25 protein-coding genes are annotated in these 26,565 nt (G+C 53.6%); 18 read left to right on the forward strand and 7 right to left on the reverse strand.

Going from position 1 to position 26,565, the window contains the following annotated elements; genetic code table 11:
* The first annotated feature begins 76 nt into the window (after positions 1-76).
* Positions 77-388, forward strand: a complete 312-nt coding sequence (locus tag BB497_02605; protein ID AVI61666.1) for a hypothetical protein — start codon at positions 77-79, stop codon at positions 386-388.
* Between the two features lie 98 nt (positions 389-486).
* On the opposite strand, the gene BB497_02610 is transcribed toward BB497_02605, so the two are convergent.
* Entirely contained in the window at positions 487-1,656 is a 1,170-nt protein-coding gene (locus tag BB497_02610; protein ID AVI61667.1) for an acetylornithine deacetylase (ArgE), read from the reverse strand.
* Between the two features lie 240 nt (positions 1,657-1,896).
* Between BB497_02610 and BB497_02615 the strand changes: the two genes are divergently transcribed.
* The 4 genes from BB497_02615 to BB497_02630 all read left to right on the forward strand — a co-directional run bounded on the left by BB497_02615 (position 1,897) and on the right by BB497_02630 (position 6,156).
* Positions 1,897-3,222, forward strand: a complete 1,326-nt coding sequence (locus BB497_02615; GenBank protein ID AVI61668.1) for a sn-glycerol-3-phosphate ABC transporter substrate-binding protein — start codon at positions 1,897-1,899, stop codon at positions 3,220-3,222.
* 67 nt (positions 3,223-3,289) lie between these two features.
* The gene (locus tag BB497_02620; protein ID AVI61669.1) at positions 3,290-4,174 is read left to right on the forward strand and encodes a glycerol-3-phosphate transporter permease; all 885 of its coding nucleotides are present in this window, start codon (positions 3,290-3,292) and stop codon (positions 4,172-4,174) included.
* Between the two features lie 40 nt (positions 4,175-4,214).
* Positions 4,215-5,063: a glycerol-3-phosphate transporter gene (locus tag BB497_02625; protein ID AVI61670.1), complete on the forward strand. Its 849-nt coding sequence runs from the start codon at positions 4,215-4,217 to the stop codon at positions 5,061-5,063.
* 1 nt (position 5,064) lies between these two features.
* Positions 5,065-6,156 carry a sn-glycerol-3-phosphate ABC transporter ATP-binding protein UgpC gene (locus tag BB497_02630; GenBank protein ID AVI61671.1) on the forward strand — a complete coding sequence of 364 codons (1,092 nt, stop codon included), beginning with the start codon at positions 5,065-5,067 and terminating at the stop codon, positions 6,154-6,156.
* Between the two features lie 310 nt (positions 6,157-6,466).
* Here the strand turns inward: BB497_02630 and BB497_02635 are convergent, their stop codons facing one another.
* Positions 6,467-7,132, reverse strand: coding sequence for a short-chain dehydrogenase (locus BB497_02635; protein ID AVI61672.1), 666 nt, complete (start codon positions 7,130-7,132; stop codon positions 6,467-6,469).
* Between the two features lie 223 nt (positions 7,133-7,355).
* Here BB497_02635 and BB497_02640 point away from each other — a divergent pair, with 223 nt between their 5' ends.
* From BB497_02640 to BB497_02680, 9 genes are all read left to right on the forward strand, one after another.
* Entirely contained in the window at positions 7,356-8,519 is a 1,164-nt protein-coding gene (locus tag BB497_02640; GenBank protein AVI61673.1) for a glycosyl transferase family 1, read from the forward strand.
* Positions 8,482-9,021, forward strand: a complete 540-nt coding sequence (locus BB497_02645; protein ID AVI61674.1) for a PA-phosphatase — start codon at positions 8,482-8,484, stop codon at positions 9,019-9,021. The genes BB497_02640 and BB497_02645 overlap by 38 nt, the downstream gene beginning before the upstream one ends.
* Positions 9,022-9,148: 127 nt before the next feature.
* On the forward strand, positions 9,149-10,597 hold the full coding sequence (locus BB497_02650; GenBank protein AVI61675.1) for a sodium:glutamate symporter: 1,449 nt from the start codon (positions 9,149-9,151) through the stop codon (positions 10,595-10,597).
* Positions 10,598-11,519: 922 nt separating this feature from the next.
* Complete coding sequence (locus BB497_02655; protein AVI61676.1) at positions 11,520-11,654, forward strand: entericidin; 135 nt, start codon at positions 11,520-11,522, stop codon at positions 11,652-11,654.
* Between the two features lie 5 nt (positions 11,655-11,659).
* Entirely contained in the window at positions 11,660-12,187 is a 528-nt protein-coding gene (locus BB497_02660; GenBank protein ID AVI61677.1) for an alpha/beta hydrolase, read from the forward strand.
* A 272-nt stretch (positions 12,188-12,459) separates the two neighbouring features.
* Complete coding sequence (locus tag BB497_02665; protein ID AVI61678.1) at positions 12,460-13,344, forward strand: hypothetical protein; 885 nt, start codon at positions 12,460-12,462, stop codon at positions 13,342-13,344.
* A gap of 158 nt (positions 13,345-13,502) precedes the next feature.
* Positions 13,503-13,970 (forward strand): hypothetical protein, encoded by a 468-nt coding sequence (locus BB497_02670; protein ID AVI61679.1) that lies wholly within the window; start codon positions 13,503-13,505, stop codon positions 13,968-13,970.
* A gap of 1 nt (position 13,971) precedes the next feature.
* Positions 13,972-15,486, forward strand: a complete 1,515-nt coding sequence (locus BB497_02675; protein ID AVI61680.1) for a Tricarboxylate transporter family protein — start codon at positions 13,972-13,974, stop codon at positions 15,484-15,486.
* A gap of 102 nt (positions 15,487-15,588) precedes the next feature.
* Positions 15,589-16,557 (forward strand): recombinase RecA, encoded by a 969-nt coding sequence (locus tag BB497_02680; GenBank protein AVI61681.1) that lies wholly within the window; start codon positions 15,589-15,591, stop codon positions 16,555-16,557.
* A gap of 337 nt (positions 16,558-16,894) precedes the next feature.
* On the opposite strand, the gene BB497_02685 is transcribed toward BB497_02680, so the two are convergent.
* The 4 genes from BB497_02685 to BB497_02700 form a co-directional block, all read right to left on the reverse strand.
* On the reverse strand, positions 16,895-18,325 hold the full coding sequence (locus BB497_02685) for a nitrogen regulation protein NR(I) (protein ID AVI61682.1): 1,431 nt from the start codon (positions 18,323-18,325) through the stop codon (positions 16,895-16,897).
* The gene (locus BB497_02690; GenBank protein AVI61683.1) at positions 18,322-19,380 is read right to left on the reverse strand and encodes a PAS domain-containing sensor histidine kinase; all 1,059 of its coding nucleotides are present in this window, start codon (positions 19,378-19,380) and stop codon (positions 18,322-18,324) included. Before BB497_02690 ends, BB497_02685 begins: the two co-directional genes overlap by 4 nt.
* A gap of 250 nt (positions 19,381-19,630) precedes the next feature.
* Positions 19,631-20,167 carry a hypothetical protein gene (locus tag BB497_02695; GenBank protein ID AVI61684.1) on the reverse strand — a complete coding sequence of 179 codons (537 nt, stop codon included), beginning with the start codon at positions 20,165-20,167 and terminating at the stop codon, positions 19,631-19,633.
* A gap of 197 nt (positions 20,168-20,364) precedes the next feature.
* On the reverse strand, positions 20,365-21,771 hold the full coding sequence (locus BB497_02700; GenBank protein AVI61685.1) for a type I glutamate--ammonia ligase: 1,407 nt from the start codon (positions 21,769-21,771) through the stop codon (positions 20,365-20,367).
* 554 nt (positions 21,772-22,325) lie between these two features.
* On the opposite strand from BB497_02700, the gene BB497_02705 reads away from it, so the two are divergent.
* Positions 22,326-22,946 carry a hypothetical protein gene (locus tag BB497_02705; GenBank protein ID AVI61686.1) on the forward strand — a complete coding sequence of 207 codons (621 nt, stop codon included), beginning with the start codon at positions 22,326-22,328 and terminating at the stop codon, positions 22,944-22,946.
* Between the two features lie 9 nt (positions 22,947-22,955).
* Here BB497_02705 and BB497_02710 read toward each other — a convergent pair whose 3' ends face one another.
* Positions 22,956-23,993, reverse strand: a complete 1,038-nt coding sequence (locus BB497_02710; GenBank protein ID AVI61687.1) for a biofilm formation protein — start codon at positions 23,991-23,993, stop codon at positions 22,956-22,958.
* A gap of 104 nt (positions 23,994-24,097) precedes the next feature.
* Here BB497_02710 and BB497_02715 point away from each other — a divergent pair, with 104 nt between their 5' ends.
* From BB497_02715 to BB497_02725, 3 genes are all read left to right on the forward strand, one after another.
* A complete protein-coding gene (locus BB497_02715) occupies positions 24,098-25,024 on the forward strand; it encodes an esterase (GenBank protein ID AVI61688.1) in 927 nt (308 codons plus the stop codon).
* 180 nt (positions 25,025-25,204) lie between these two features.
* A complete protein-coding gene (locus tag BB497_02720; protein ID AVI61689.1) occupies positions 25,205-25,531 on the forward strand; it encodes a hypothetical protein in 327 nt (108 codons plus the stop codon).
* A 312-nt stretch (positions 25,532-25,843) separates the two neighbouring features.
* Positions 25,844-26,503, forward strand: a complete 660-nt coding sequence (locus tag BB497_02725; GenBank protein ID AVI61690.1) for a hypothetical protein — start codon at positions 25,844-25,846, stop codon at positions 26,501-26,503.
* Positions 26,504-26,565: the final 62 nt, after the last annotated feature.

Genomic DNA, 26,565 nt, shown 5'->3' on the forward strand with positions numbered 1-26,565 from the left:
TCAAAGCAACATCACTAGACAGACGGAGTACGCAACACGACCGATCATTCTTTCCAAACGCAGTGGAGGTTCTCCTATGAAGGTTTATAAACCGGAATGGCAGTGCACGTTTAGCGTAAACGAAGGCGCGGTAGAATCAGCAAACTGGAAAGAGCGAATCGCGTGGCGGCTAAGAGCGTTTGCCGACCGTCTTGAAGGCGGCGGACGCACAGTGAAGATCGACTGCAACGTCTCTCCACACGTTAGCCAAGACGAAGTCGATACCTGTTTAGGGAAAGGGTTTGAAGTGACCCAGCGGCTGCTAACCCAGCTGGCCCGCCAGCAGGCCTGTGAAGATGTGATGCGCCACGCAAAAGCAGAGCTTTACGAAGAGCAATCTCAAGCTTGAAGCAGTAGAGTAATATCTTAGAAAAGCACCCGCCCGTTGTTAACAGCTTTTGTTAATAGTTGGCGGGTGTTTTTTATTGGACGTTTTTCACCTAGACCTCATCCCGAAAACGGCGTTTCTAACGCTTCGCCTAAGCGCTGCATAAACGCAGAGCACGCGTTTAGCTGAGTTACCTCAATATACTCATCCGGCTGGTGCGCCTGGGCAATACTGCCCGGCCCCAAAATAATCGTTTGCAACCCCTTCCCCTGGAACTGCCCTGCTTCTGTCGCGTAAGCAACCGCGTGGCTGCAGCAGTTATCAGGCAAATGGTCTTTAGCCAAGCGGAGCACCTGATCGTTATCGCGGTCGGCTAAGCCTGGCACCGTAACGTTTAACGGCTCTGTGACTATCTCAACCGTTTTGCCTTTCGCCGATAGCGCCTCGCTAAGCTGAGCGCAGTACGCCTCAAAACGTGCATATATTTCGCTGAACGACTCCGTTGGCAGGTGGCGAATTTCCCATTCGAACTGGCACTCACGCGCCATGATATTGATCGCCGTACCGCCTTTAATTTTACCTACATGCAAACTGGTATGGGGCACATTAAACGCTTCGTCGACTCGCCCTTCTTCTACTAGCGCCGCCATAGTGTCTTCAATAAAGGTGACCAGTCGCGCGGCGATATGAATCGCCGAGGTACCCTGATTCACTTGGCTACTATGGGCTTCGCGGCCAATCACCGTGGTACGCAGGTTGGTAGCGCCCTTTTGCGCTACCACCGGCTGCATGCTGGTGGGTTCCCCCACAATGACATGGGCCGTGGTGGTGTAGTGTTCATAAAAGCGTTTAATCAAGCTAGGGGCACCGACGCAGCCAATCTCTTCGTCGTAAGAAAACCCAAAATAGATAGGCTGCTTAAGGGGCGCGTTCACCCAGGTGGGCACCATGGCCAGCGCGCAGGCAATAAAGCCTTTCATGTCACAGGTGCCACGTCCGTACAAGCGGCCATCACCGCCATCACATAGGGTAAACGGATCGCTCGACCATGGCTGGCCTGCCACTGGCACCACATCGGTATGGCCAGAAAGCATCACACCGCCAGGGGCATCAGGGCCTACGCGGGCGATCAAGTTGGCTTTGGTGCCGCAGGGGCTCATGACGCGCTCTGAGCTAACGCCGTAGTCTGCCAAATAGCGCTCAACAAACTCAATCAAGGCCAAATTGGATTCGCTGGAGGTCGTGTCAAATGACACAAGCTTCGCCAGTAACGTGGTTGCGTCTGTCATAGGACTCTCTTAATTCTCTGATTTTCGCCACACTAGCACTGCACCAGGGCTTTTCCTACTCAGCGAGTTAACCGATAACTGCTAAACGTGACTGTCACGTCAGCTTCATCGTGCATTCATAAAAACGTCATCTACACTACTTATTGTTCAATGCACCCAATGAATCCAAAAAACGCATTGTCGAGAGCTTACGGGCCAGACCGACCTGGCGACTCAAGCTCAGACCTACAAGGAGCTGTTATGTCTCGCTTCACACTGCGCGCACTTGCTATTGGCGTGGCCACTGCCAGCCTTAGCCTATCTGCCCACGCCACCACAGAGGTCAACTGGTGGCATGCGATGGGTGGTCAGTTAGGAGAAATTCTTGAAGGCATCACCGATGACTTCAACGCTTCACAAGACGATTACCGCGTGCGCCCCAGCTATCGGGGTAACTATACCGAAACGATGACCGGTGCCATCGCGGCTTTTCGTGCTGGTGAACAGCCCCATATTTTACAAGTCTTTGAAGTTGGCACGGGCACCATGATGAATGCCGCCGGTGCGGTATATCCGGTATACCAGCTGATGGAAGACCACGGCCGTGCGTTTGACAATGACGCCTTCCTGCCTGCGGTGGTCGGTTACTACACCGACACAGAGGGCAACATGCTCTCCTTCCCGTTCAACTCGTCAACTCCCATCATGTACTACAACCGTGACGTGTTTGAGGAAGCCGGTTTAGACCCCGAGCAGCCGCCGCAAACGTGGCAAGAGATGGAAGCCTTCTCAGCGCAAATCCAGGAATCCGGTGCTGCTCGCTGTGGTTTTACCTCCTCTTGGCCTAGTTGGGTGATGCTGGAAAACTTCTCAGCCATGCATAACTTACCGCTGGGCACGCTGGAAAATGGCTTTGGTGGCATAGAAACAGAGCTGAATTTCAATAACGAGCACGTCGCCCGCCACTGGGACAACTTGAAAGCCTGGCAAGAAGAGGGGCTTTACCGCTGGGGCGGCCCAGGCGCTGGTGACGACGCGGTGCCTATGTTCTACGCCGGTGACTGCGCGATGTTCTTTGGCTCCTCCGCTTCTCGTGCTGACATTGCCGCTAATGCCGACTTTGAGGTTGGGTTTGGCATGTTACCTTACTACGATGATATTGACGGCGCACCGCAAAACTCAATCATCGGCGGCGCTACGCTGTGGGCCATGCAGGGCCACGATGACGAAGAGTATGAGGCCGTTGCCGCTTTCTTTGACTACCTCTCCCAACCTGACGTGCAGGCCGATTGGCATCAGCGCACTGGCTATCTGCCGATTACTCAAGCGGCCTGGGATTTAAGCGAGGAGCAGGGGTATTACGACGAGAACCCAGGTGCCGACACGTCCATCAAGCAAATGACCCTCAACGAGCCCACAGAAAACTCCATGGGCCTGCGCTTTGGTAACTTTGTGCAGATTCGCGACATCATCTCCGAGGAGATGGAAGCCGTCATGAGCGGTCGCAAAGATGGGCAGCAGGCTGCTGACGATGCGGTTCGCCGGGGTAACGCGCTGCTCCGCGATTTCGAAGCCGCCAACCAATAAGCTAGTAACTTCTTCGCCGCCTACCTACCCGTAGGCGGCGCTTTCGTTTGTTGTAAGGTGAGCTTCCATGCAGACTAAACGCATGACGTTTCCTGGCCGCTGGTTGCCTTATGCACTGCTGGCTCCCCAGGTCATTATTACGCTGATTTTTTTCATCTGGCCTGCGGGCAAAGCGATGTATCAATCGCTGCTACGCGAAGATGCTTTCGGCCTGCGTAGCACCTTTGTGGGTCTGGAAAACTTTGCCCGACTGTTTCGTGACGGCGCGTACCTCAACTCACTGTCAGTCACCGTGGTATTTGCCGTCGGCACCACGCTGATTTCCATGTCAGTGGCGCTGCTGCTCGCCAGTACCGTGAACCGCATGATCCGCTCTCGAAGCACCTACACCACACTGCTCGTATGGCCTTATGCCATTGCGCCAGCCATTGCCGGGGTGCTGTGGTGGTTTATTTTCAACCCCTCTATCGGCATCGTGCCTTACCTGCTGGAGATGGTGGGTTACAACTGGAATCACCGTACCTCGGGTAATGATGCCATGCTGCTGGTGATTTTGGCTGCGGCCTGGAAGCAAATTTCCTATAACTTTTTGTTCTTCTTGGCAGGCATGCAGTCTATCCCCCAGTCGTTGATTGAGGCCGCCGCTATTGATGGCGCAAGCCCCATGAAACGCTTTTGGACCATCGTGTTCCCCCTGCTCTCACCCACCACGTTCTTCTTGATGGTCGTTAACGTGGTGTACGCCATGTTCGATACCTTCGGCATTATCCACGCCACGACCCAGGGCGGTCCCTCTCAGGCCACCAACATTCTGGTTTATAAAGTTTACGCCGATGGCTTTATTGGCCTGAACCTCGGCTCTTCGGCAGCACAGTCCGTGATTCTTATGATCATCGTGATACTGCTCACCGTTGTGCAGTTCCGTTTTATTGAGCGGCGGGTGAACTACTAATGGCGCACGTTCTAACCTTTACCGATAAGAGAGCCTTGTGATGGTTGAAAATCGCCCCTGGGCCAACCTGTTTGCCCATACCATTCTCATTATTGGCGTCGCGCTGGTGGTGTTTCCAGTGTATATCGCCATTGTTGCCTCGACCCATGGCCCGGGTGAATTCTTACGCGGCACGCTGCCCCTACTGCCTGGCCCCCACGCCATCGACAACTACACCGCTATGTGGAGCACCGGCCTTTCCCGCGCCGGCGCGCCGCCCGCCGGACAAATGCTCTGGAATAGTTTTGTAATGGCGATGGCCATCACAATCGGTAAGCTCTCCATTTCGCTGCTGTCCGCGTTTGCCATTGTGTACTTCCGCTTCCGCTTCCGGATGTTCTTCTTCTGGATCATTTTCATCACCCTGATGCTGCCGGTGGAAGTACGCATTATCCCAACGTTCCAGGTGGTCGCGGACCTGAAAATGCTCAACAGCTTTGCCGGGCTCTCTATCCCGTTAATTGCCTCGGCGACCGCCACGTTTCTGTTCCGGCAGTTTTTTATGACCGTACCTGAAGAGATGCTGGAAGCAGCACGGGTCGATGGCGCGGGGCCGCTTAAATTTTTTAAAGACATTTTGATGCCGCTGTCGATTACCAATATCGCAGCGCTGTTTGTGATCATGTTCATCTATGGCTGGAACCAGTACCTCTGGCCGCTGCTGATCACCACCGACCCCGACTACTACACCATTGTGATGGGCATTCAACGGATGACCACCGCCGCCGATGGCGACCCGCAGTGGCACTTGGTGATGGCGGCGGTGGTCATGGCAGCACTCCCCCCTGTGCTGGTGGTGCTCTTTATGCAGCGCTTATTTGTGAAAGGCCTGACCGAGACGGAGAAATAAGATGGCCAGTATTACCTTGGAAAGGCTAAAGAAAACCTACACAGGCAATGTCGATGCGGTAAAAGGCATCGACTTGCACATTGAAGACGGCGAGTTTGTGGTGCTGGTAGGGCCTTCAGGCTGCGGAAAATCCACGCTACTACGTATGGTGGCGGGCCTTGAAACCATCACCGATGGCACGCTCAAAATCGGTGATCGTGTGGTCAATAAGCTCGAACCCGCCGAACGCGATATTGCCATGGTGTTCCAAAACTACGCGCTCTACCCGCACATGACGGTGTACAACAACCTCGCCTATGGCCTGAAGAACCGAGGCTTTAAAAAAGATGAGATTGAAAAGCGCGTACGCACTGCTGCCAAAATGCTTGAAATTGAAGACTTTTTAGAACGCAAACCGCGCAAGCTTTCTGGCGGGCAGCGCCAGCGGGTGGCCATGGGGCGCGCGCTAGTGCGCGAGCCAGCAGCCTTTTTGTTTGATGAGCCGCTTTCCAACCTAGACGCCAAGCTACGGGTACAGATGCGCGTAGAGATCAAGCAGCTTCAGCGGCGCCTGAAAACCACCAGCCTGTACGTGACCCACGACCAGCTGGAAGCCATGACCCTAGGCGACCGCTTGGTCGTGCTGAACGCTGGGCAAATTGAGCAAGTGGGCACACCCATGGAAATCTACGCCCGTCCGGCGACGATGTTTGTGGCTGGATTTATTGGCTCCCCCGCCATGAACATGTTGCCCATTGAGTACTTAAACGCACGGGGCTCCCAGGGGCTATTAGACAACTTGGCAGAAGGTACAGATATCGTCGGTATTCGCCCAGATGACATGCATTTAGTACCACCAGCAAGCCCCCACTTAACTGTCGATTCGACGCTGGCGCTATTTGAGGCCGCCGGTGCTGAAAGCCACCTGTATGTAACCCTCGCCGATAGTGACCAGCCTACGGTCATTCGCGTGTCAGGCCAGCCGCCGGTCGCCGAAGGCGAAACACTGCGCTTTTACGTTCCCCTAGGCGCACTGCACCCCTTTAACAGCGCCACGGGGCAGCGCACTGACGCGTTAGAAGAGACTGTCCTAAACACAACTCTGAAAACATAGACGCAGAGGCACAACCCTAGAGACAAGCCCTGGAAACACCGCAAATCCCCCCGGCGGGTAGCGCTTGCCGCCCGCCGCACCGTGAGCACTTATTAACACTCCCCTCTGCGGCACTACATTCATACGGGTGTCATCGTTCACCGTTAGCATGCCATTAAGGCTAAACGAAACGGTGACCACTATGGCGAACCAACCGCGCGCACCGCTAAGTGACGAAGAAATCGCTTACTTAATTCAACTGGCTAATGGCAACGCTATTGCGAGGCAGCGCAGGCGTGAAAAAAAGCGGTCACGTTCATTGCGCCCGCCATCACCAGGGGAGTGACTCCCCATTGCTATGCCAAAACCCGCCACTGTTCTCTAGTGTTAGCGCTTCAATACGCGCGGCGATGCCTAATGCTGCCTCTTGGGGGCTGATCAACCCACCAAAATTCACCATGCGTGTTTGCACATAACCGGGATGTAGTTGCGCCACCGCAATACCTTGAGGCTTCAAGTCCATCGCCAGCGATTTCCCAAACGCATTGAGCGCCGCTTTAGAGGCACGGTAGCCATAGCGTCCACCGGAGTCGTTATCCGCTATTGAACCCATCCGGCTAGTGATATTGGCAATTTTGCTGCCCTTTTTAAGGGTAGGCAGAAGCGCTTCGACGACACGCAGCGGTGCATAGGCGTTGATCTCCATCTGCTCACGGATACTGTCGAAATCAACGCTGCCCAGGGCCTCATCGCGAAGCAGCCCCGCGTTGTTAATTAGCAGATCGACCGTTTGGCCATTAAGCGCCTCGGCTAACCGGGCAACATCGTGGGGATGAGTGACATCAATTCCATCGAACACGTGATCCGCAACGCGATCCAGCTCTTCTGACGACTGACGGCAAACGCCTAGCACGCGCCACCCAGCGTCAACGTAGTACTCAGCAAGCGCTAAGCCTACACCCCGGTTAGCTCCGGTAATAACAACGGTTGATTTCATTCTGGCTCCCTGCTGCTTTTATTGATGAGGACGAAGAGGATAGAACATCTATACACGTCCAGTGTAACTGGCTCTCGACAGGTGTGTTGTAAAGCCTGCCCTATCTATGGAGTAGCCTACGCAAACTAGCGCAAGCCTGTCATCAGTTCTTCATCCTGCTGTCTTACCAGTGTCACCCGCACGGCCCACCATGGCGTTAAATGTGATGAGGGATGAATCGCACATGCGGCTTTGTATCGTCAGCGAAACATGGTCACCCGATGTCAACGGTGTGGCGCACACCTTGGGCAGGCTATGTCGCGAACTAAAGCGCCAGGGCGTGACAGTGGATGTGATACGCCCGAAACCCAGCATTGCCGGTAAAGCATCAAAGGTGACAAGCGAGCTTCAGGTGCAGCGGCTAGCGCTACCTGGCTATGCCGAGGTGCAAGTGGGGCTTTGCACACCCGCTAAAATACGGCGTTTTTGGCACAAGCACCGGCCTGATGCGGTGTATTTAGCTACCCAAGGCCCACTCGGTTGGGCGGCTCGCCAAGCGGCACGGCGGTTGAAAATTCCGCTGGTAGCGGGTTGGCATACCAACTTTGACCACTACTGCCACGACTATGGCGTGCCCTGGCTATCAGCGATTACCCGCCGCTACTTAGGATACTTCCATAACGGGTGTGCGCTCACGCTGGTGCCTACTCACCAACAAGCAAAGGCGCTACAGCAGCAGGGCATTCATGATGTGAATGTGCTGTCTCGCGGCATCGACGGCGAACACTTTTCACCCGCACACCGTGACTCCCGGCTGCGTCGCCAATGGGGCGTTACCGACCATCAACCTGTTGCTCTTTATGTAGGGCGCCTAGCGCCGGAAAAAAATCTAGCGCTACTTCAAGAAACCCTGCAGGCCATGCGTAATGTTTGCCCTGATATGGCACAGGTGATTGTTGGCGACGGCCCGGGTCGTGCCCAGTTGCAAAAGGCACTGCCCGAGGCTCACTTTACTGGGTTTGTCGATAAATCGACCTTGGCACGCCACTATGCCAGCGCCGACATGTTTGTGTTTCCTTCGCTTTCGGAAACCTGGGGCAACGTAGTGAGCGAAGCCATGGCAAGTGGGTTGGCGGTGGTGGCCTACCAGCATGCCGCCAGCGCTGAGCTGATTCAAAGCGGCCATAACGGCATTACCGTTACCCCAGACGACACCGCTGCCTTTTCACAGGCAGCCATTGAGCTATGCCAACACCCTGCCGACTACGCGCGCCTTGGCCGTGTTGCCCGGCTACGAGTGTTAGAACAGAGCTGGTCAGGCATTGCTGAGCAGTTCACGCGTTACCTTCACCAAGCCCAGGAGAACCACCATGCGTCCACGTCCGCTTGCCGTATTCGACCGTCTTGACCTGTGGGAGTGGCGGTTTTGTCAGCGCATCACGCTGCTAAGCCTCTACCGCCCTTGGCGCCTTACGCTGCAAGCGGCTAGCCGATTAGGCGACTGGCCGGTATGGGTAGCGCTGATTGCCGCTCAGCCCTGGCTGCAGCCTCAGCATGGTTGGCGTTTGGCGCAGTACGCCGCCACTGCCTGCTTGGCGATTGTTGCTTACCGGTTGCTTAAAACTCGCCTTTGTCGCGAACGTCCGTTTATTACCTACCGCAACGGCGTGCACTGCGGCGAACCTGCCCGTGACCGCTACAGCTTCCCTAGTGGTCATACCATGCATGCGGTTATGTTTTGCGTATTAGTCGCCGCGCATACCCCGTGGTTACTGCCGATTGTGCTGCCGCTTTCACTGCTGATCGCCGTTTCACGGGTGGGCCTGGGGTTGCACTACACCAGCGACGTGATAGCAGGGGCTGCCATCGGGTATGGGTTCGCGCTTCTTAGTCTTTATGTCATGGGCTAACGCGCTTGATATAGCGTCGGTTTAATAGCGCTTTAAACCATTTCGCACTACGTTTACATCATTCCTGTCTATTTTTAGGCTTAGCCGAATCGCCTTCGGCGCCAGCTATTCATCAAGGAGTGATGAAATGACTTTATCAGTGGGTGAGCTGTTTATTGCGCTGGTGATTATTGCCCTGGTTTTGCTGGTAAGTAACGCACTACGCCTTTGGCTACCTTGGCTGCGGCGACTTTTCTTACCAAGCTCAGTGATTGGTGGGTTACTTCTACTGCTTCTTGGCCCTGACGTTATTGGTCGGTTTATGCCGACTCTATTTACAGACAGCCCTGGGCTATTCCCCGCCTATGTCCAAGAAAGCTGGTCGGCCCTGCCGGGCCTGCTGATTAACGTCGTATTTGCCGCACTTTTTATAGGCACCGCCATTCCTGGTTTACGCGCCATTTGGCTACGTGCTGGGCCGCAGGTAGTCGTGGGACAAACCATGGCCTGGGGCCAGTACGTGGTAGGGCTTAGCCTCGCGCTTTTAGTGTTAGTACCCATTTTTAATATGAATCCAATGGTAGGCGCACTTATCGAAATTGGCTTTGAAGGTGGCCACGGTACCGCCGCGGGCATGGCCGACACCTTTTCAGAACTAGGCTTTGAAGAGGGGGCTGACTTGGCATTAGGGCTTGCCACTATAGGCATTGTTTCAGGAATCCTGATCGGCACCGTGCTGATCAATATTGCTGCCCGCAGAGGAGTGGTAAAGCTTGAAGGCGAGCAAGAAGACCCTGACGAGCTGATGCGTCATGATGATCGCCCCTCAACCGAAGAGTTTAGCGAGTTTAAGAAAGACCTGATGCAAGAAGCAGGCACTACCGACCCACTCAGTCTTCATATCGGCTTAGTGGGCATTGCGATTGTCATTGGCTGGCTGCTGCTCACCGCCCTTCAGTGGATCGAGCAAATGACGTGGGCGCGCAATGACGGGCTGGAAATATTAGCCCACGTGCCGCTATTCCCGATTGCCATGATTGGTGGAGTGATTGTTCAACTGTTTATTATGCGCTTTAACTTGGAGCGGCATGTATCCACGCGAACCATGTCACGCATTGCAGGTACCGCGCTCGACTTTACCATTGTTGCCGCTCTGGCCACTCTGTCGCTCACAACGCTAGGTGACTACTTTATGCCTTTCTTACTGCTTGCTCTGGCAGGTATCGGCTGGTCCCTATTCGTACTGATCGTCATTGCCCCACGGGTGATACCTGAAAATTGGTTTGAGCGCGGCATAGGTGATTTTGGCCAATCCATGGGGGTCACCGTTACCGGTTTGCTGCTGATGAAAATGGCCGATCCCAAAAATAAATCTGGCGCACTTGAAAGCTTTGGCTACAAGCAGCTGATGTTCGAACCCGTCGTGGGGGGCGGACTATTTACAGCCGCCGCGCTACCCCTCATCGCCCAGTTTGGGGCGCTTTCAGTACTTATATTTACCGGCATTTTAACCCTCAGCTGGTTAGCCTTTGGGTTGCTCTATTTTGGACGCATGGTGCCTGAGGGCGGGAAGGGTCGGTGGCATAAAAGTAAATAAAAATGGCTACTTAAAACACCAACGCCCGCAGCTGCGGGCGTTGGTGTAATGATGTGGCGGGCTCATCTCTCAGGAGGCATATCGTCAATATCGTCGACAGTCGCCAAAAATGATGTTTTAAACATCATGTAAAGCCCAAGCCCTGAAAACACTAGAAACAGCACGAACATGCATAACATCAGTACCATGGCCATAACGCTCGTCCCTGAAGGTGTGCGGCTGCTGCGTTGACGTTTTATAACCGCTAAAAGTTGCGTGTCCCGCAAGAATAGACCAAAAAGCCTTGCTCATCTGTACAAAAAGCCGAGTGTTACGCAAAGGTTTTAAGAAATCCTAAAAATATCAGCGCGTTATTAAATCACAAACATGCAAAAAAACCACCTCGGTTAAACGAGATGGTGATTTTGCATCGTTGCCGCTCCATGACCTTGATGACCAACGCTTCCCTGCGCAGGTAGTAACAAGCAAACTGAGCGTCCTTTTAAATCCTTTTCAACTGCTGGCCTCCGTGCCTTCCTGACTTACCTGTCAGCTTACTCGTACTATTTTTCTGTCATTGCCAATTACCATCCTTGCTAACGCTTCCTTTGCTGGCTTCAATAATCCTTTAACTATAATCCTTTAAATGACAGTGTTTCTTCAGGGTACACCAAGTAACTGCAGACAATAGGCCAACAAGCCAAGATAAAGGATTAATATTATTAAAAACATAGATTTACTAAAAAATGATTTGCTGAAAAATCGACTGGATTGACTTAAAAAATCGTTTTCTAGTGTATAAAACTGACACATGAGACAAAAAGTTGCGGCAAACATCAGCATTCCCCCCCTTAAACCTGTGGCATCAGTCGCCAACTGGGCTTATTTTAATCAGTGAACCTCTTTGCCCGTGCTGGGCTCGTGTCCTTGTAAGGAATTTTCGATGAAGCGCACACTTTTACTTGGCGTGTTAGTACTGGCGACCCTACTTGTTATCAGCGGCTGCAATACCATTCGCGGCGTGGGTCAAGATATCGAACAGGGCGGCGAAGCCCTCCAACGCTCAGCAGGTAGCTAACCATTATGATGACCGTCTACCTCTCCCACGGTTTGGAAAGCGGCCCAGGTGCGTTAAAGATCCAGGCGCTCAACGGCATTGCTGAACAGCTAGAGGATTGTGAACCAGTGGTGATGGACTACCGAGGAATGCCGGAACCACAACAGCGTTTACAGCACTTGTTGGCCACCATGTCATCCCGGCGCGACACCCCTGCACGCTGTGTTTTAGCAGGTTCAAGTATTGGTGGCTGGTTAAGCGCGTCTGTGAGTGCTCAGCAGCCGGTGCTTGGCTGTTTTTTGCTGGCCCCCGCGCTGGGCTTACCCGACTACCCAGAAACTTCGCCCACTATTCAAGCAGCCGTTACGCATATTATTCATGGGTGGCGAGATGATGTGGTTCCGCCCGCCCCGGTGATTGAACGCGCCCGCCTGCAGCGGCTATCGTTACGCTTGGTCGATGACGACCACCGTTTACACGACAGTCTGGATACTATTCTTGCTGATTTTAAGCGCTTTTTAAGCCAATGCGCCGCCTTTAACCGATCACGCTAGACAATCTTCTTGGCGGTATCTCAACAAATATTCGACATACACCCCACAAACCTATACAAATAGTATACGTCAATCAGGAGAGTGCTCATGTTCGGACTATTTAAGCGCGACCCCAAAAAGAAGCTACAGCAAGAGTATGAACGCAAGCTGCAGGCGGCCATGGAAGCCTCTCGTAACGGTGACATGCGAGCTAACGCCACCTTAACCGAAGAAGCCGAAGCCCTGCTGGCCGAGATCAACCGCCTCAAAGCGGCTGAGAAGTAGGCGCCTCGATGAATTCACGTTGGATAGTCGCCTCGCTAGTAGCGCTTAGCTTAACGCCGCTTAGTGTGAACGCCAGTTGCCCCAGCCCAGGTGAGTGGTGGCAAGCTAATCAATCGGTGCCCAATAACGAACTTCTCGCTCAGGCTGCCCAGCAACAGGTAGTGCTACTAGGCGAGCGGCATGACGACATTGACCATCACCGCTGGCAGCTAAGCACGCTGGCGGGGCTGCACGCATTGCGTAATGATATGGTGATCGGTTTGGAGATGCTGCCACGTCACGCGCAGCCGGTACTAGACGACTGGGTGGCAGGTGAGCTGAATGAAAATGAACTGCTAGAACAGACCCAGTGGCAAGAGACATGGGGCTTTGATCCTGCACTTTACCTACCCATTTTTCACTTTGCGCGATTACAGCAGATTCCGCTCATTGCCCTAAACATTACCCCGGCGTTGCGCCAGCGCTTGTCTGCAGAGGGATTTGAAAACGTTCCCGCTGACCAGCGCCACCACATTCCCGCCCCGCAAGACGCGCCTGCCGCCTACCAACAAAGGCTGCAAGCGGCATTTGAGCAGCATGCCATGGACATGGACGACCCTGACCGGCTAACGCGCTTCATTAACGCCCAGCTCAGTTGGGACGTCGCCATGGCCCACGGGTTAGCCGACGAAGCTCGTCAGGGATATTTGGCCGTAGGTTTAATGGGCCTGGGCCATGTTATCTATAACGAAGGTGTTGCCCACCAGCTTAACGGGATGGGCGTAGAGCACGCCTTGAGCCTGTTACCCTGGGAGCGTAACGAGTGCCAAATACCCGACCCTTCATTAGCAGATGCTGTGTTTGTGCTTGAGGCGGATGCTCACACTCACTCTGCACCTACTAATCACAACTAGTCTCCCAGCTGTTTTTTCTCACAGACCGCATTAACGGCGTCGCATTTACTTAAAAAAGCGTTGATTGTCGCGTTTAAATGTTTCATTGCGGCAAGTTGATTATTGCCTGCTCGACTCATAGGGTGGTGATACTCAACTCATTTCAATAAAAAATAACTATGACGACCGATATCGCAGAACGCCGTAAAAATCTGTGGTCAGGACTGGGGGTTACCCTCCTCTCCTGCTGGCTGCTGATTTGGATTATCCCTCGGTATGGTGGTTCAGGCATGGCCTTTGGCATGCACCCCCAACGCCTTGCCACGCTAGGTGCTTGGGTAATGCTGTTATGTGCCGCTGCGCTTGCGTTTGTTAGCCTGATCCAGCTCAAAAAAAGCCGTGCGCCACTGTTTAAGCTCCCTCCCCTATCAAACGTTTGGCACCAATCTTGGCCTTTCTGTTATGTGCTTTTGTTTATCGGGCTAGCCACGTTTATCCCACTTACCTGGTTAGCTCCTTTTATTGTAGGCACACTGGTCGCGCTGCTTGGTGAACGACGCTGGTACGTTATTCTTCTGGCAGCGGCCATTCCGACCGCAGCGCTCTATTTATTAACGGTTCATCTAATGCGCATAGGGGTGGTCTGATATGCCGGAACTTAGCGCAATTACGGGTGCATTTGGCGATGCATTAACCCTGCACTCCATTAGCGTCATCCTTGGCGGTGTACTATTAGGTTATTTAGTCGGGGTCATTCCTGGCTTAAACCGCTCCGTTGCCATCGCGATCGCTATTCCCCTCACGTTCTATATGTCCGCTTATGCGGCTATCGCCTTTCTTATCGGCCTTTCCAAAGGCACGGCAGCAGGCAGCGCCGTTTCAGCTATTTTGCTTAACACCCCGGGCGAGCCATCCTCAGCGGCTACCTGCCTGGACGGCTACCCAATGGCCAAAAATGGCCAGCCCCGCAAAGCACTCAAGGTTGGGCTGCTAGCCTCGGTCATTGGCGACTTACTCTCGACCTTACTGCTGATCGCCGTGGTGATCCCTTTTGCCTCTGTGGCGCTCAAATTTGGCCCCTATGAGTTAGCGGCTATCCTAATTTTTGCGTTGGTGTTCATTGCTGGCATGGCAGGCGGCTCGTTCCTAAAAGGCATGGCGGCTGGTGGAATGGGCGTTATTTTGGGAACGGTGGGCCTCGACCCTGAAACGGGGGCGATGCGCTTAACCTTTGGCTTCGCTGAGTTGATGGAAGGCGTCCCTATACTTCCTCTGGTGATTGGCACCTTAGCGCTCTCGGAAATGTTTGTGCAGTTAGACGAGTACCGGCGTACTAAAGGGGGCAGCTCGGTGCGTCTTGGCCATAACCCTGATGACGACCTCTCTTACGGTGAATTTAAAAAGACGCTACCTACTATTTTTAAAAGCACCGGCGTAGGGGCCTTTGTAGGTGCGTTGCCCGGCCTTGGGCCATCAGTGGGTTCCTTTATGGCCTATGGGCTTGCTAAACGGGGCTCAAAAGACCCCCACAGCTTTGGCAAAGGCAACCCAAATGGCATTGCCGCCGCGGAAGCAGCCGATAACGCGGTTATCCCCGCCAGCTATATTCCACTCTTCGGTTTAGGCATTCCTGGCAGCGTTTCTGCTGCCCTGCTGGTAGGCGCCTTTATGATTCACGGCATTCAGGTGGGGCCGCTTATGCTGCGCGACCATCCACAAATGCTGTTTACTATTTTTGCGGGCATGGTAGTGGCAAGCCTACTTATGCTCGCCGTGGGCTGGTATGGCCTACGCATCTTTGCCAAAGTCACTAATGTGCCACAAAACATCGTCATTCCGGTGGTTATATTCCTGTGCCTAGCGGGCATACAGGTGCAGGGGTACGGCACCTTTGGCTTATTAACCGTGTTCGGTTTTGCCATTTTTGGTTATTTCTTGAAGAAGCACGATTACTCCTTCGTGACGTTCTTGGTCGCTTTCATTGTGACCCCTATGCTGGAGATGAATCTGCGCCAATCGGTGATTCTATCCGGCGGTGAAATCAGCATTTTGCTGCAGCGGCCTATCGCGCTGTTCTTCGTGGTCGCCACGGTGCTGATGATGCTACATCTTGCTTGGAGCAGCTACCGTACTTACCGACAGCGCCGCTCGGTCTCTCTATAGCCCTGCGGTGCTCAAACTAACCAACATCTGGAAACTATTTTTATAAAGCGACATATAAAAAATCAAAAAACTATTCTTATAAACGATTGAGGAAATGGCACCATGAAAAAAACACTTCTTAGTACAGCGATTCTTTCTGCGGCACTGGCTGTCGGCATGAGCACCGTTCAAGCAAGCGACTTCCCTAACAAGCCTCTTACGTTAGTGGTTGGTTTTGGCGCGGGTGGCAGCACCGATATTCAGGCGCGTGTACTTGCCAACGTACTGGAAGATGAGCTGGGGCAGCCCGTTAACGTGGTCAACCAACCCGGCGCGGGCGGCGGTATTGCATTAACACGCTTGGCCAATAATAGCGATGAGGGCTATACCTTCGCTTTCGGCACTTCAATGACCATTACTTACGGCCCGCTGGCAACTGAAACCGCCTATCAGCTGGACGATTTCCGCTACGTTGCAGGCGTTACGTTAGGGCAGTCGGCCATTGTAACCGGTGAAGACCGCCCCTTCGGCGACAGCTGGGAATCCCTGGTTGAGTTCGCGCGGGAAAATCCCGGCACTAGCTACGCCACGCAAACCGCCCTTGATCGCATGATCATTGAGTACATCTCTCAGAAAGAAGGCCTCGACCTTCGCATCGTGCCGACAGCTGGGGGAGCCGGCATGGCGCCACTGATTCTTTCCGGCGATGTGGATTTTGCCTACAGTGGCGGCACCCACTCAGGCTATGCCGAGTCTGGCGAAATGCCCGTACTGCTTAGCCTAGCGGAAGAGCGTTTAGTGGCGTTCCCCGATGCCCCAAGCATGCAGGAAGCCGGCTATGACATTAACCCGGCGGAAATCCGTGTGGTAATGGTGCCCAAAAACACGCCTGACGCCCACGTTGAACGCTTGGCCGAAGCACTGGAAGCCGCTACCCAGGATGAGCGCTTCATTGAAATCACCGAAGAGCGCATCTTAATGCCGGTGGTTTATCTCTCAGAAGATGAAGTTACCCAAACACTCACTGAGCAGACCGAAAGCTACAAAGCGTTGATTGAAGAACTAGGCGGCGTACCCGGCGCAAACGAATAAGCAACACCTAAGCCACACTAAAGCGCCCGCTGCTAAGCATAAGCAGCGGGCGCTTTTTTATAGATCACTCGCGACCACGCAGTTACGCCCCTTCGCTTTAGCGCAATAAAGGTGCGCATCTGCTCGTTTGAGAACTTCCTCGCTGGTTTCCAAGGCCTGGGGGCAGGCCACGCCTATGCTGTCCGTTACAGGCACCGGGTGGCCGTCATGATCAAACAGCGTTGCAGTTTCAACCGCCTCACGAAATAGATAAAATCACGGCTTTGATGGCGAGCCGCCAGCGTATCGCGCGTGACATACGTCACTCTCTGGTGCTTAAACGCTTAATGCGGTGTTATCACCCCTCATCGGCTAGCGCGGGCAGTAGCGTTTTTAGTTTACGGGTCAGCGTATTGCGCCCCCAGCCCAGCAGTTCCGCAGCCTCTCCTTTGCGGCCTCCGGTATGCTTCAGCGCTGTCTCTATTAAGATGCGCTCAAAATCCGGCACGGCTTCTTCCAGCAAATGGGTATGCCCTTCTGCCAAGGCGCGGTCGGCCCACTCTCTGAAAGCCGAGCGCCAATCGCCGTGGGCGCTGTTTTCTGTCGTGCTTAACGTACGTAGCTCCGGCGGCAGGTCTTCAATGAGAATCTCACGGCCCGAAGCCATGACCGTTAGCCAGCGGCAAATATTTTCCAGCTGACGCACGTTGCCCGGCCAAGGCAAACGGGTAAGGTGAGCCTCTGCTTCTGCGGTAAGCACTTTGATATCTGTTGCCAGCTCTTTCGCCGCCTCGGCCAAGAAATGGCGCGTGAGGCGGGGAATATCTTCCCGACGCTCTGCTAGGCACGGCAGATGCACACGGATCACATTTAAACGGTGGAACAAGTCCTCCCGAAAGCGCCCATCCTCTACCAGCGACTCCAGGTTTTGGTGAGTGGCCGCAATAATGCGCACATCAACTTTTACCGGCGTATGCCCACCCACGCGGTAAAACTCACCGTCAGCAAGCACTCGCAGCAGCCGTGTTTGCGTTTCAGCGGGCATATCGCCGATTTCATCTAAAAACAGCGTACCGCCGTTGGCCTGCTCAAAGCGCCCCTGACGCTGCTGGGCCGCGCCTGTGAAAGCGCCTTTTTCATGACCAAACAACTCAGACTCAATTAAGTCACGGGGAATCGCCGCCATGTTAAGCGCGATAAACGGCTTACCCGCCCGGGGACTGTGTTGGTGAAGTGCCTGGGCAACGCGCTCCTTACCCGTGCCCGACTCCCCATTAATTAATACCGTAATATGCGAGTGAGAAAGGCGGCCGATGGCGCGAAACACTTCCTGCATAGCAGGCGCCTCGCCAATAATTTCAGCGCTTAAGCCTTCTGGAACCGTTACCGGGCGCTGGCGTTCCCGGGCATGGGCAACGGCTCTACGCACTAGGGCAAGCGCCTCATCCACATCAAACGGCTTAGGCAGATATTCAAATGCCCCCCCTTGGTAGGAGGCCACCGCGCTATCTAGATCGGAATGAGCGGTCATCACGATAACGGGCAAATCGGGGTGGGCATCGCGCACCCGCGACATCAGGTCAAGCCCATCAATACCCGGCATACGAATATCGGTCACCAGCACATCGGGCGGGTTCTCTAATAGCCGGGCTAAGGCGGTGTCGGCCCGCTCAATACACTCGACTTGCAGGTCTGGCTGCGCCAGCGCGCGCTCAAGCACCCAGCGGATAGCGCGGTCATCGTCGACAATGACCACCCGTGCAACATCGGTACGTGTCGCCTCAGTCATGACGCTTCTCCGGTGAAATTAATAACCAATGGAATCAGTAAACGAAATTCGGTGTGGCTGGGTCGTGAATCGCATTCGATCAACCCTTGATGTTGGTGCAAAATTGACTGAGCAATGGATAGCCCCAGGCCGCTGCCTTCAGCGCGCCCAGAAACCATGGGGTAGAAGAGCGTTTCGCGTAATGCATCAGGAATACCAGGGCCGTTATCAATCACGCCTACTTCGCTCACTAACCGGTGGCGCTCGGCCCCCAGGGTAAACTGGCGCTTGGCACGGGTACGCAGGATGAGTTCTGGCGCGGGGGTGCCTGCATCGCTCATGGCCTGAACCGCGTTGCGGGCGACGTTAAGCACCGCCTGAATCATCTGCGACTCATCGCCAGAAAGGTCAGGCAGGCTAGGGTCATAGTCGCGGGTGACCGCTACGTGAGGGTGCTCGGCGATGAGCAGCGCCCGCACCCGCTCCAGCACTTTATGAATATTGACCGGCTCATGTTTCACGATGCGGTTGGGGCCAAGCATGGAGTCCACTAGGTCACGTAGGCGGTCCACCTCTTCGACGATGATATGGGTAAATTCACGCAGCGCTGGGTCGTCTAAATCTCGCTCCAGCAGCTGTGCTGCTCCACGAATCCCCCCTAGTGGGTTTTTAACTTCATGGGCCAAGCCGCGGGCTAAAATTTTGATGGTTTCCTGGCGGGTGGTTAACGCTTCTTCCCGGGAAATTTGCATCAGGCGGTCGCGGGGTTCTACTTCTAACAGCAGCTCATCTTCTGAAAGGGGGGTAACGGTGTAATCCACCGTGAGGGGCTCGCTATTTAGCGGCGTAATGCGCGCCTCACGCTGGGTAAAGGGGTGAAACGCATCCCGGGCTTTGGCCAGCACGTCATCAATGCTATCGCCACTGCCCAGCAGGGTATCCAGACTGATATTCTGTACACGGCTTAGGCTAACGGCCAGTAATGCTTCAGCAGCAGGATTCATCCAGCGAACGCGTAGCTCGCCATCCAGCAACAGTACCGCCGTTGTGAGATGTTCTAACAAACGTTGATACATGGCATACCCTGACTAAGTGAGCTGACGTAATACGCTAAAACAGTGTGCTGAGAATCTTCTTTCGGGCATACGCATGATTCAGCATATAAAGGCGCGCTGCCGATTGTGCAGGAAGAACTGCAAAAAGCACGCCAACTATCGGCAAGCGCCGAGTTGCACGGCTTGAGGGCATCGTTTCCCAACATGGCGAGACGTTCTAGCGCAATGTAGCGGTTTCTTCGCGATGTCAATGCACCACTATAGTGCATAGCTACTCGTCAGTAACGGTAATGCTCACCGGATCAGTGCGGTGCTGCACCCGGCCGCTGCTATCGAGCAACTCAGCCTGAAGCCGGTGCTGGCCCTGGGACAGGCCCGTCAACCAAAATGCATCGCTATTCAGCGCTGTCTGGCTAAGCTCACCGTTCACCAATAGCTGAACTTTGTGATCTTCCCGCAGCGGGGGTGACACGTGCAGCTCGACGGCGGTCATGCCATCGCGAATAGCTGCCCCACCCTGGGGCGCGCTAATCACAAAGCGGTCGTAAGGCATAAAGGGCTGCCCAGGGCTACCCTGGCGACGCGGCGCCGATGGGGCAGCGCGGGGAGACGTGGAAACGCTCGGCAGCGGTGCTAACGTCAGCGCTTCGCCGCCGCGCTCCGGGTTATCGGTAAAGGTGACCCTGCCCTGCTCATCCAGCACTCGGTAAACCGTTTGTGCTTGCGCAGCGCTTACCCACATGCACAGCACGAGCAAAGCGCCTGTGAATAAACTCTTTTTTGCCTCAAAACGCCGCCCAAACGCCATCGCGCCCCATCCTTTACAGTGTTTGTACCAATAAAAAACCCCGCCGAGGCGGGGTTTCAGTGCTTATTACAGTGCTGATAGAAGTACTGATAGAAGTACTGATAACAGTACTTACTACTGTACTTGTTAGCGCACTTACTTCGCTACTGACAACCACCGCCGGGGTGATAGTAGCAGCTAGGTATTAATAACGCTGATTAGCAGCTGTAGTACATGTCGAACTCAATGGGGTGAGTCGTCATGCGGATACGCTCAACGTCTTCCATCTTCAGTTCGATGTAGGCGTCGATCATTTCGTCGGTGAACACGCCACCTTCGGTTAGGAACGCGCGGTCAACATCGAGTGCTTCCAGCGCTTGATCCAGGCTGTTTGCAACGGTCGGCACTGACTTGCCTTCTTCTGGCGGCAGGTCGTACAGATTCTTATCCATCGCATCGCCAGGATGGATCTTGTTCTTGATACCGTCGATACCGGCCATCAGCATGGCGGCAAACGCCAAGTAGGGGTTGGCCGTCGGATCAGGGAAGCGCGTTTCGACACGCTTGCCTTTCGGGCTAGCCGTGTACGGAATACGGATAGAAGCAGAACGGTTGCGGGCACTGTAGGCCAGCATTACCGGCGCTTCAAAACCAGGTACCAAACGCTTGTAAGAGTTAGTCGACGCGTTAGTGAAGGCGTTCAGAGCGCGGGCGTGCTTGATGATGCCGCCAATGTAGTAAAGCGCCATTTCAGACAGGCCAGCGTACTCGTCACCGGCGAACTGGTTCTGACCATCTTTCCAGAAGGACTGGTGGATGTGCATACCTGAACCGTTATCGCCCACCAGCGGCTTCGGCATAAAGGTAGCCGTTTTGCCGTAAGCGTGAGCCACATTGTGGATCACGTACTTCATTTCCTGAACTTCGTCAGCCTTCTTCACCAGCGTGTTGAACTTAACGCCGATTTCGTTCTGACCCGCGTTGGCAACCTCGTGGTGATGAACTTCCACGGTCTGGCCAATCGCTTCCAGGGTGTTACACATAGCACCACGAATATCATGGAAGCTGTCTACCGGAGGAACCGGGAAGTAACCGCCTTTCAAGCGTGGACGGTGCCCCAAGTTGCCGCCTTCAACAACGTTGTCGGTAGCCCAGGCGCCTTCGTCAGAGGTGATTTTGTACATAGAGCCCTGGATATCGGACTTCCAGTGCACTTCATCAAAAATAAAGAATTCAGGCTCAGGACCAAAGAAAGCCGTATCACCCAGGCCGGTAGACTGCAGGTAGGCTTCTGCACGCTTAGCGATAGAACGTGGGTCGCGGTCGTAGCCCTGCATAGTAGCCGGCTCGATAATGTCGCAACGCAGAATCAAGGTAGCGTCTTCGGTGAAGGGGTCCAGGAAACCAGTACCGTCTTCTGGGCGCAGAATCATGTCGGATTCATTGATGCCCTTCCAGCCGTTGATGGAAGAACCATCAAACATCTGGCCGTTTTCAAAAAACTCCTCGTTCACATCCCGAGCAGGAACAGTAACGTGCTGCTCTTTACCGCGGGTGTCGGTGAAACGCAGGTCTACCCACTTAACATCATGTTCTTCAATTAGCGCGAGAGTCTTGGCTGACATAGTGTCCTCCGGTATGAGCGTGGCTTAAAGCGTAAAACAGAAAGCTATCGATAAAAATGTTATTCGACAAAACATTCAACACGCTAAGGGCATGTGTCACGTTTGTCATTCTGCTTCGCTCAACGTTTGTCTGGCGATAAAGAGCAAAACGTCCAGCGTTATTCCAAACCGGCTATCGTTGTAGCACGCCACAGGGCTTCTGCCTACGACACGCTAGCCGCTAAACAACTGTTTCCAAAATATAAAGCATAGAGCATGCCAACTTTGCACCAATATGGCATTAAAAAATAGCAAGCCATTGTATTTATTAATTTAAAACTTCTTTAACCATGCCTCTTCATGTGGCATGACGCCTATAAGAGCAGCCCTGCCTTGCCATCAATCCAGAAAAGTGCACCAAAAGCACACAATCAAGCACCAATTTGCATCAAAGTGGTGCATGAAAAAACCATAACCCTCATTTTTATTAAGCAACTTTAGCTTGCTACTTAAAGAAACCAAGAACTACAATAAATTACAATTCAATAGGTTTTATAACATGGGAAGCCGCCTTCATGGGTACGGTCTGCTTTATTATTGACGCGCTGGTAACGGGTGCCCGCTTACCACGCCACCTCCACTCCATTCGGCAGTCCGGCCATTCAGACCATCTAGTACCCATTATTGTCACTCATACTCGTGCTGATAATCGCTTGGCAGACTTGGAGCAACGCTACCAAGTGCACTGCGTAATTACCCCCTCCCAGCCACTAGGTGCACGCCTGAACCAAGCTGCTTATATCAGCCAAGCGGAGTGGCTGTTTATCGCGCTAAAGAAAAAAACCATCGCCCCAGAGCAGTGGGACGAGATTATTGCCCAGCTAGATACCTCTTCTCTCGACGCATTGATCATTGTAAGTGCGCCGCCGCGCTGTTCTTCGCGCCTGCTGCAACGCTTTATAGGCTCTGCTATTACGGTGCCACCTTACATCGCGATTCGACGCGCCTGGTTAGAACGCTTAGGCAGGTTTGACCCCGAACTGGATGAGCCAGCGTTGGTAGACTTACTGCAGCGCCTTTATGCCTGCCCCACACGCCTAAAAACCATCAGTAGCAATACCCTACGCTCACAGCACGGCTTATTTGCTAAAGACGATACACGTTACCCACTCCACGCTTCACACCTAATCCCTTAATTCCCGCGTTTATACTTTTAAACGTTTGCCAAAAAGCATGGCGCCCCAGGTAGTCGTATTCGCCAATTTGTTGAGCGCTATAGAGCCGACACCCCCCACTACAATCAGCAGCACAGCGTATATAGGCAGGGGAAGCGCTGTGGGCCCGACAAAAAAGTCTGTGATTGCAAAAAACATCGGGTGGGCAAGGTAGATACCAAACGAATACGCATTGATATAGCGTACCCAAGGCGGCGCTCGGCGCCCCTTTAAGTAGCGCATTGCCCACAGCGTGAACAACACAAAAAAAGGAATCACCCAGACCTCTTTGGATGAAAAGGCCAGCCATCCCGCAAAGGTGGCCATCACAATGCCAACCACTAGCCCCATCAGCCATCCTGGCCGAGCCAACACACGTATCCAAGCGGGCAACTGAACCGTTTCCGTTTGAGACACTGCAGACGGCATCAAAAGGTAATAGCGCACCAACGCGAGCGCCAAAAAGAAGAGATACACCCAGCCCAACGGGGCAATCCAAAGCAAATAGCCAGGCGGCGCTACCTCTAGCCAATAAGCTACCCCCCAGTAAGCCATGCTTACGATGCAACTACCCCATAGCCAGAGCATAGGGTCAAAGCGCCATAGCTGCCAGCGGGTAAACAGCCAGTAGGCCGTGTAAAACTGCATAGCAATAATCAAGAAGTACCCATGCCAACCTGCAAAAACAAAATACTCCGTTGCATTGCTAATAAAGCCAACCGGCTCATCGCTGTTTTGTAATCGCACCCATTCAGCCGTCGAATAAATGAATCCATATACCAAATAGGGCAGCATGACGTACTTAACCCGCTGCCCTAGGAACCCCGACGGCACTTGTTTGTTGTACCGAACGGCAAACACAAATATCGAAATAAACAAAAAAATAGGCGTGCCGAGCACCAGCGGAATACGCATCAGATCGGTAAATACATTATCAACACGCTGATTTATATGGTCGAACCAGTGAAATAAGAAAACAGCGATACACCCATAAGCACGCAACCAGTAAATTTCCTCAACCTTCTGCATCCACCCTCCCAATGAGAAAACACCCTGCTAGGCTAAGATATGCTGCATAACCCTAATGCTATGGCGTACGACGTTTGTAACGTAATTTAATTCCTGGAGGACACGTGCTCATCTCTCCTTTAGCGTATTTTTTTAAGCGCGTTTGGCGCAGTTTAATTGCTTTTACCATCGGTTTGGCGATAAGCAGTTACACGATGGCTAGCGATATATCCCGCGAGCAATTCACCTCACCCACGCTAGGTCACGACTACCCTTATACAATTTATTTACCCCGGGGTTATGACAAAGATGCTCAAGCTCCCTACCCCGTTATCTATCTACTCCACGGCTCGTTTGGTAATGAGCTTGACTGGGCCACCCAGGGTAACCTTCCCCAAATAGCCGACCGACTAATAAGTGCTGGCCACATACCCCCTACAGTATTTGTCATGCCGGGCAGCCGAAGCTGGTGGGTAGATGGATATAACGAGCCCGCTCGCAGCGCCTTTTTCGATGACCTGTTACCGTATATCGAAAGCACTTATAACGTTGGTAACACTCGCCAACTGCGTGGGGTTGCCGGGCTATCCGCCGGTGGTTACGGCGCACTGAACTTCGCCCTAGAGCGGCCCGATATGTTCGCGGCTGTAGCGGCATTAAGCCCAGCAAGCTACGTGCCCACGCCGCCCGCAAACTCCTCAGCCAAACGACATCCCGCGTTTCAGAATGAGCAGGGGCAGTTCGACCAAGACCTGTGGACGCGGCTCAACTATACCGCTCACTTAGAAGAGTACCGCTTTCTTGTTACACCACGGCCAAGTGCGACTACCAGCGATATTCCCCCCGTACCGCTTTACATAAGTGCGGGGCGCCGTGATGTATTCGACGCGGAGTATCACGCTCGGGTACTACGCCAAGCGATGGAGCGTATTCAGCCAGGCTACGTGCGGCTCGATTTATACCCAGGCGGCCATACTTGGCGCGTATGGCGAGCAAGCCTGCCAGCAGCGCTAAACTTCATGTTTCAATATGTAGGGCGGACCGAGGAATAAGCCACAGCTGGGCTCCCTCTGCTAGCGTTGGCGGTGTGTTAAGTAATAAGGCAAGCTTCACCTGAAAATGCCCTCTCAGCATTGAAATACTGCATTGGCGGAATGACACCTTCACTATCTACACTGAAGATAGGCAACTATTTTTTATCCATTTTCTCACTCACTACTAAGGATACTGCGATGCATAAGCATATCGAATGGGATGACCCAGGCAGCGCCAGCGTAGCGGAATACTTTAAAAACGACCCGGATCACATGCCGCCCTACCCAGGCGCCATTCTTTCAGCCCGCTACATGGGCAAAATTATACGCGTGAAAGTTGAAACCTACCGAGAAGAGGATGCCGTCAGCATTGGCAGCGTCGCAGCTATCCTCGACAAATATGGCCACCGCTTTCAATCCCATCAGAAACTCGACATGGGCGATATAGTGCGCCTGCCCGATGACAAACGCGCGATGGAGCACTGGCAAGAAGACGAGGACGATAAGGAGGAAGAGAAAGAATAACCCCACCAACGCCGTCCAGAAAACTCAACTAAAAACGCCTGGGCGGCGTAAGCATTAGCGCACTTACAGCGGTGGCCCGGTGTGTAGCGATGTCCTACAGTCAGTTTCAAAGCTACCTGGGCGGCAGCGAAAGGCGAACTGTTTCACCAGACTCTCAACTCAAAGCTTCTAGTTTTCATCAATACGCTAGCGTGAACGCGTCTTACAATACTACTGATCTTCGTCATACTTAGCCTCCTCTATTTGCACGCTAATTTTTCGCCTACACCGTGCTACGCTTAGCGCTACTGCTCCTCTTGATAGGCTTTCGCCATGCATGCTTTTCGTCTTATTGCCACCTTGGTTACCACCTTGGTGATCGCCCTGCCTGCGCATTCACAAACCCAGGCAGATTGGGCGGCTTACGACGAGGTATTTGAAAACGGGGCGCGCCACGCAACGTGGTGGGATGCGGGCTGGACGGGTATTTACGCAACTAGCTTAGTGGTCAATGCTTATCAGTCCAGCGAGGCGAATAGCCGTAACGACCGCTTTGATGCGCGGGTGGGCACTATAAAGTCCGCCTTGGCACTGGGTGGGATGTTGGCTGACCGCCAGCCACACCAAGCGGCACTGGTTGAGTATGAGCGTTTAAAAGCACGTGGCGAGCTAAGCGGTGTACAGGCGTTAGGGTTGGAGCTTGCTCAAGCTGAACAGGCACGCTACGGCGTTGAGGCGCGCATTAGCTCGCTAGTAGTCAACACCCTTGCCGGGGCTGTGATTGCCGCTGATGGCCGCGAGCGGGACGGTGCGGTGAACTTTGCTACCGGCATGTTAATCAACGAGCTGCAAATCTGGACCCAGCCCAACCAAGCATCAAGCGCGATTAACCGCTTTCAGCCTGCCCGCATGTCGTTAGGGCCTGTTACGCTAAATGGCGAGTACGCACTGCTTATCTCCCCGCAACACATTGGCGCCACATGGCGCTACTAGCACTTTTCCGGCACTTCTCTACCGTTAGTGCTTTTTTCACACCATATTTGCCATTGTCAGTA

It is taken from the genome of Halomonas sp. GFAJ-1 (assembly GCA_002966495.1).
GTDB lineage: Bacteria > Pseudomonadota > Gammaproteobacteria > Pseudomonadales > Halomonadaceae > Vreelandella.